Annotated in this window: 2 protein-coding genes; both read right to left on the reverse strand. The window is 59.5% G+C overall.

Features of this window, described 5'->3' with window-relative positions; all coding sequences use genetic code 11:
• A partial coding sequence (locus tag V6C07_RS01025; protein ID WP_333534543.1) for a GNAT family N-acetyltransferase occupies positions 1-309 on the reverse strand: 309 nt, incomplete at its 3' end.
• A gap of 389 nt (positions 310-698) precedes the next feature.
• Positions 699-2,260: hypothetical protein (locus tag V6C07_RS01030; protein WP_333534544.1), on the reverse strand; the 1,562-nt coding region annotated here is incomplete at its 5' end.

Genomic DNA, 2,260 nt, shown 5'->3' on the forward strand with positions numbered 1-2,260 from the left:
CAGGGCGGTAAAGCCACCGCGTGCCTCCGGGGTCAGGTACAGGCCGTCCAGAGCGGCCAGAAGCGTTTTTGGACGGTGCGGACAGGGAACAAGGGTAAAGGCCGCGTAGCCCGCAAGGCTGCCGTCCGGTGTTCGTGCGGCGCTCACGTGCAGCATGTTCAGTGCTTCCAGGTGGCGGTAGCGTTCTGCTTCCAGACCATAGTTTGTATTTCCGTGCATGGGGGCTTCCACTTCACGCCAGTGCGCGGCGGTGAGGGGCCGGGCCTCGGATTCCAGTTCTGTAAAGGATTCGGTGGCAAATGCCAGCATGGTGTTCTCCTTTGTGACTCAAGCAAGACGCCGCAAACTGCCTGGACACTGTCCAGAGCATTGCCACGTTGAAACAATGTTCTGTCTGTAAAACGCTGCTTTCTGGCCCCCGCCTCAGATGGAAGAATTCCTGTGACAGGTTGAAGCAAGAGTAAAGGTTTTAGAGCAATTTCACTTTGAAATTGCTCTGGCGGCTGCGCGAGCAGACGCCCGCCGCGAAGGCGTAAGCGCAATTTATTTGCGCGGTTAAACGTCGAAGCGAGCGTGTTTTAAACTTTGAGAATGTACATTTTCAAAGTTAATCTGCTCTAGAGGGTGGGGGCGTGGGGGGAGGGACCCTTTTGCAAAAGAGTCACCTCCCCCACAAAGCATTTCAAAGTTACTCTATTTCAGGAAAAGTTCACTTCCAGCACCAGCGACAGCAGCCGGAAGGGCAGGGGCCTGTCCTGTACCAGCCACAGGCTGCCGGCAGTCTCCCACGAGCCGCCGGGCGCAAACGACACCTCACCGGAATAGGGCAATACCGCCTGGCCCCAGTGTTCCGGCAGAAAGGGCAAATCGTACAGCTCATGCCTGTCCGGGCCGTACTTGCCGCCCACGCTCCGGTACAGGCGCGCAGTACACATGCCGTAGGCACGCTGGCGGCCAAGGCTTGTGCCGGACTGGCTGTCGTATTCCACAGGCAGGCATGAAAGGACCGAGGCATAAGGCAGGCCCGCTTGCACCACGCTTGCCGCATAGGGCAACTCCACGCGGCCCTGGCGCACCACGCAACCTTCCACCGGGCTGCCGTCGGCCAGTACGGCCAGTTCGCAGCCTTCAAGGTGGTCCAGTCCCTCCAGCGTCATGGCAGGAGCGGCCAGCCGGAACGTGAGGCCGCAGTCCACAAAATACGCTTCTTCCACAGGTTCGTGGTCTTGCCACTGGTCTGCCAGCCGCTCCAGAAAAATGCGCGGCTGTCCGTTGATGCGGCGTTCCGTCACGAGCATGAGGGTGTCGCCTTTTTCGCCGGAAATGGCCGCCGCCGAGAGCACCCGGCCTTGCGTGACCTGCCGTGACCAGCCCCAGATGTCGTGCTCTTTCATATAGGTAAAGGCCAGCAGCAGTCCGTCGTCGCGTACGCACCAGATGGTAGACCCCGGCGTCTGCTGATAGGCCCACTGATGGATGGTGTGACCTTCAAAAAGGTGCGGAGCCATGATGGAAAGATCGTTGCCCGCGTAGCCGTCTTTTTCCAGTGAATAGAAGAGGTCGCGCACGCGGGAGCCGTGACGTTGCACATGCAGGATGGAGTTTCCGATAATGATGGGCGCAAGGCCCGCGCTGCCCCAGTAGCTCTGGGCCGTGATGCTGATATTGCCTGCGGTTATGGACGCGCCGTCGCCGCCGGAAGCCTTGTATTCGCTGCCTGAGGTGCCGATGAGCAGGTCGCCGAAGCTGGCTGCCCAGGTGACGGCATCTATGGAGCCTGAGGCAATGAGGTATTCCACAGGGTCATCACCCTGCAATGGTCTTGATTTACGGAAATTTTCAAAGTCTCCCACGCGCGACATGTAAAATGCCTGCGGATTTTTGGGGGTGGCGGCCAGAACCATGCGCTGCTGATGAAAGGCCACAATGCCGGGATAATTGCCGTCGGCGAACGGGTCCCAGTCTTCCTTGGGCGTATCGGCCGTGTCGGCCTGGTAGTTCTGGTCATTGAAACTCAGGCCGTCGGATACGCCGATAAAGCCAAAGTAACCAGCTTCTTCCCTGTAGATATTATATTCCACGGCTCCTTCCACAGAGGCCCAGCTTATGCTCGCGCTGTTGCCCTGCACCCAGTCGGACGGATGGCGGCCATTGGCGCACTGCCCGGCAGGCGAGGGAAGGGATTCGCGCCCGGAGGCATCCACGGCAGCCACCTTGTAGCGCAGGGTATAGCTGCCCGAACTGCCGGAAAAGGTCACCG

The organism is Desulfovibrio sp. 1214_IL3152, assembly GCF_036763055.1.
GTDB lineage: Bacteria > Desulfobacterota > Desulfovibrionia > Desulfovibrionales > Desulfovibrionaceae > Desulfovibrio.